This window comes from Burkholderia sp. COPS (genome assembly GCF_019425585.1).
GTDB lineage: Bacteria > Pseudomonadota > Gammaproteobacteria > Burkholderiales > Burkholderiaceae > Burkholderia > Burkholderia cepacia.
Map to the genome: position 1 here is coordinate 2115 of NZ_WIXR01000092.1, position 2767 is coordinate 4881.

A 2767-nucleotide genomic window follows, 5' to 3' on the forward strand; every position below is an offset into this window, starting at 1 on the left:
CGCGGGGTCGTTCCTGGTCTCCGCGTACGTCAACGTGGACGGCGAGCGGCACCTGCTCGGCACGGAGGCCGTGCTGAGCCGCTGGAGCGTGCAGTACTGCGCGAACTGCCAGACGCACCTCGAAGTGAAGGCGTTCTTTCCGCTGGACCAGTTCTCGGTGAGTGCGGTGGAGGGGGCCCAGTACGACGTCGAGATCCATACGCGCGAAGGCGTACGCCTGCAGACACAACCGGCTTCGCCGCCCGCTTCGCAAGCCGTCGCCGGTGCGGCTCCGCAGGCCGCGCCGAAACTGTTCCGGCTCGAGGTCCGGTAACGACGGCGCGTGACGAACCGGCGCCATCGCGTGGCGCCGGTTCACTTCGGTATTTCGACGACACGGACATGAAGGGGAGGCGCGCGCATGAGCTACACACCCGAAACCGGCAGCCTGGTGGGCCAGTGGACCTATCGCAGTTTCCTGAACGATCCCGATCCGGCCACCGCATTCAACGACCTGGAATTCGGCCTCGGCACGATCGAGATCGCGCAGGCACCGGCGGGCATTTTCAAGGGGCGCATTTTCGGCCCGGGATGGGAGCTGCAGCTCAACGGCTGGATCAGCTACGGGAATCCCGGCACCGTCCGCTTCCAGGGGCGCGGCGTGGTCAGCGGCGAGGAGTGGGTCTACGACTATGTCGGGTACGTGAGCGCGCCCTGGCCCAACGGCATCAACCAGCGTCCGGCGCTGACCGGTTCGATCGTCCGGACGGTTCCGCATGCGAGCGGCAACGGCGGCGTCGCGCCGGCCGGGGTGGTGTGCTCGTGGTATGCGGTCATGCGAGATCCCGCCTGAACGGCCATGACTGCCCGGAGTGCTCCGCCAGCCGACCCGGCCAGGCGTCCGGCGACGGTGACGGGCGCGATCCGCGCATGCGTGGAGGCCGGGCTCGCGCGAACGGCCATGCTCCCGANNCGTTCGCGACCCTCGGCTACCTGGCGTGCGACTTGCCGACGAGGCTGCATGGTGCCCCTTCCAGCTGGATATGGAACGGCATCGGTGCGCTTGCCTGCGGCGTGGCGGGGTACTCGACGAGAGGCGGATCGCCGGGCAGGTGCGCGCGCCGGTCGATGCTCTGGTGCATGGCCGCCATCTGCGCGGGACTGACGCTCGATGCGATGCGGGCGCCCCTCGAGGCCATTCTCGACATCTGTGGCGGCACGCTCGATACCGGTGCCATGTGGAACATGCTGGTGCTCCATCTCCAGTGGTTCCCGATGTCGATGCTGGCCATGCTGGCGCTGCTGATTCGGCGCGAAGCCGACCGCAAGGACGGGCACCGGCGCNNGCGCCGGTGCGGATCGCGCTCGAATTCGCGGGGATGTTGCTCGTCATGGCGCTCGGCATGACCGCGATCAGGGCAATCGCAGACAGCGTGGGGCTGCGTTGGGATACGAGCGGCGTGGCCTTTGCGATGCTCGTCAGCATGCTGGCGTTCTACGCACTGAGCGATCGAGCGGCCCTCGCAGAGGAATCGCTGAAAGGCCGCTTGCGAAACAAGAACGGCCAGATTACTTAGGATGGCAAAAAACAGGTTGGAGATCGAATTCGGCGGAACATGATCGTGGCGCAGGTCGATCTCAATGAAAGAGACCACGCACCGGGCGGCGGGCGAACGCAGCGCAACGGTATCGGCCGGCATGCGCGGCGGCACGGCTTGCCTGAGCATTGTCCGCCGGCGTAGGCGCGACGCACGGCGACAACCGATTTCACAGACCCGTCGCACGGTTCGTCCCTGCAGCGGTCCCGCCGAAATTTCCGGCGGGGCCGCCGTCTGTCCATTTCCCGGAGAACACCATGCGATATCCATTGCAGTACGCCGGCGTCGGCGCCCCTGCGCCGCGTCCATCCGTACCCGAACCGCACGCACCGGGGCCGCGGGCCGACCTCGAGGAGGCGTGAGCCATGAGCGACGACGCACTCGACCCGTTGCTGCGGCAGTTCGCGGAGAAACGATTGGGACGGCCGCTCGAGCCGGCTGAAGAACGGGCGCTGCTCGAGCGGCTGCCGGGTCGTCACGCGGCCCAGCCGGCCCCGGCGGCCGGCNNCCGGCAGGAGGCGCGCGAGCAGGTCAAGCATTTTCTGCAGCTCAACCAGCAGAAGGCGTACGAGAAGATGCGCGGCATCCTGCAGACGATCGACGCGCAGAACGAGACGACCCTCGGCATGCTGGCGTCGGAACAGCAGAAGGTGTCCGGCGTACTCGACGCGCACGAGCCGCCGGACGACGCTCCGGCATCCGCCGCGGCCGACATCCAGGACAGCACCCGCGAGGCGCTGGCGGTGATCGGCGAACAGCTGACCGGCCTCATCCGGCAGGAAATCGACGCCTGCTTCCGGCACTACGTCGATTCGCTCGCCGAACGGCTCGCCGTGCGGCTCGACGCGATCGACGAGCGGCTGCAACGCATCGGCGCTCGTCCGGCCGAGATGCACGAACCGGCCGCTGCTGCCACAGCCACTGCTTCTGTTCACGATACCCCCGGGCCAGCGTCCATGGAGTAGCACACCGGGCATGCGGTTGAAGTCGAGCGGCTGAAGTCCGGCGGCTGGACACGAGACCGGCCGGCCCCGATGTGCGACCTCTCAACTACGTGAATCAAGGAGCAAAAAATGGGTGATACGTGTCAGGTGTGCCAGGTCAATCCCGCGATTACCGATGCCGTCACGCAGGTCAACGTCAAGGTGGTCGCCGAGGCGCCGGCGATGGCGATGGGCTCGCTGTACCAG

Annotated in this window: 6 protein-coding genes (1 of these 6 running past the window's edge); 5 read left to right on the forward strand and 1 reads right to left on the reverse strand. The window is 67.4% G+C overall.

Features of this window, described 5'->3' with window-relative positions:
- Both FOZ70_RS38455 and FOZ70_RS37500 read left to right on the forward strand, forming a co-directional pair.
- On the forward strand, nt 1-313 hold the final stretch of the coding sequence (locus tag FOZ70_RS38455) for a tyrosinase family protein (protein ID WP_346656433.1). Its footprint begins 437 nt before the window's first position; 313 of the gene's 750 nt are visible here — the last part of the coding sequence; its start codon lies beyond the left edge, outside the window; its stop codon occupies nt 311-313.
- An 87-nt stretch (nt 314-400) separates the two neighbouring features.
- Complete coding sequence (locus FOZ70_RS37500; RefSeq protein WP_027792478.1) at nt 401-832, forward strand: hypothetical protein; 432 nt, start codon at nt 401-403, stop codon at nt 830-832.
- Between the two features lie 136 nt (nt 833-968).
- Here FOZ70_RS37500 and FOZ70_RS37505 read toward each other — a convergent pair whose 3' ends face one another.
- Entirely contained in the window at nt 969-1121 is a 153-nt protein-coding gene (locus FOZ70_RS37505; protein WP_155630236.1) for a hypothetical protein, read from the reverse strand.
- A 237-nt stretch (nt 1122-1358) separates the two neighbouring features.
- Here FOZ70_RS37505 and FOZ70_RS37510 point away from each other — a divergent pair, with 237 nt between their 5' ends.
- The 3 genes from FOZ70_RS37510 to FOZ70_RS37520 all read left to right on the forward strand — a co-directional run.
- Nucleotides 1359-1556 carry a hypothetical protein gene (locus FOZ70_RS37510; protein WP_219707891.1) on the forward strand — a complete coding sequence of 66 codons (198 nt, stop codon included), beginning with the start codon at nt 1359-1361 and terminating at the stop codon, nt 1554-1556.
- A gap of 386 nt (nt 1557-1942) precedes the next feature.
- Nucleotides 1943-2542: a hypothetical protein gene (locus tag FOZ70_RS37515; RefSeq protein WP_219707892.1), complete on the forward strand. Its 600-nt coding sequence runs from the start codon at nt 1943-1945 to the stop codon at nt 2540-2542.
- A 108-nt stretch (nt 2543-2650) separates the two neighbouring features.
- Nucleotides 2651-2767 (forward strand): RebB family R body protein (locus FOZ70_RS37520; protein WP_219707893.1); only part of this gene is annotated, 117 nt, incomplete at its 3' end.

What these genes read in the sequence shown, in the direction of transcription:
- FOZ70_RS37500 (WP_027792478.1), top strand. Translation starts at nt 401, where the DNA reads ATGAGCTACACACCCGAAACCGGCAGCCTGGTGGGCCAGTGGACCTAT.
- FOZ70_RS37505 (WP_155630236.1), bottom strand. Translation starts at nt 1,121, where the DNA reads ATGCACCAGAGCATCGACCGGCGCGCGCACCTGCCCGGCGATCCGCCT.
- FOZ70_RS37510 (WP_219707891.1), top strand. Translation starts at nt 1,359, where the DNA reads ATGTTGCTCGTCATGGCGCTCGGCATGACCGCGATCAGGGCAATCGCA.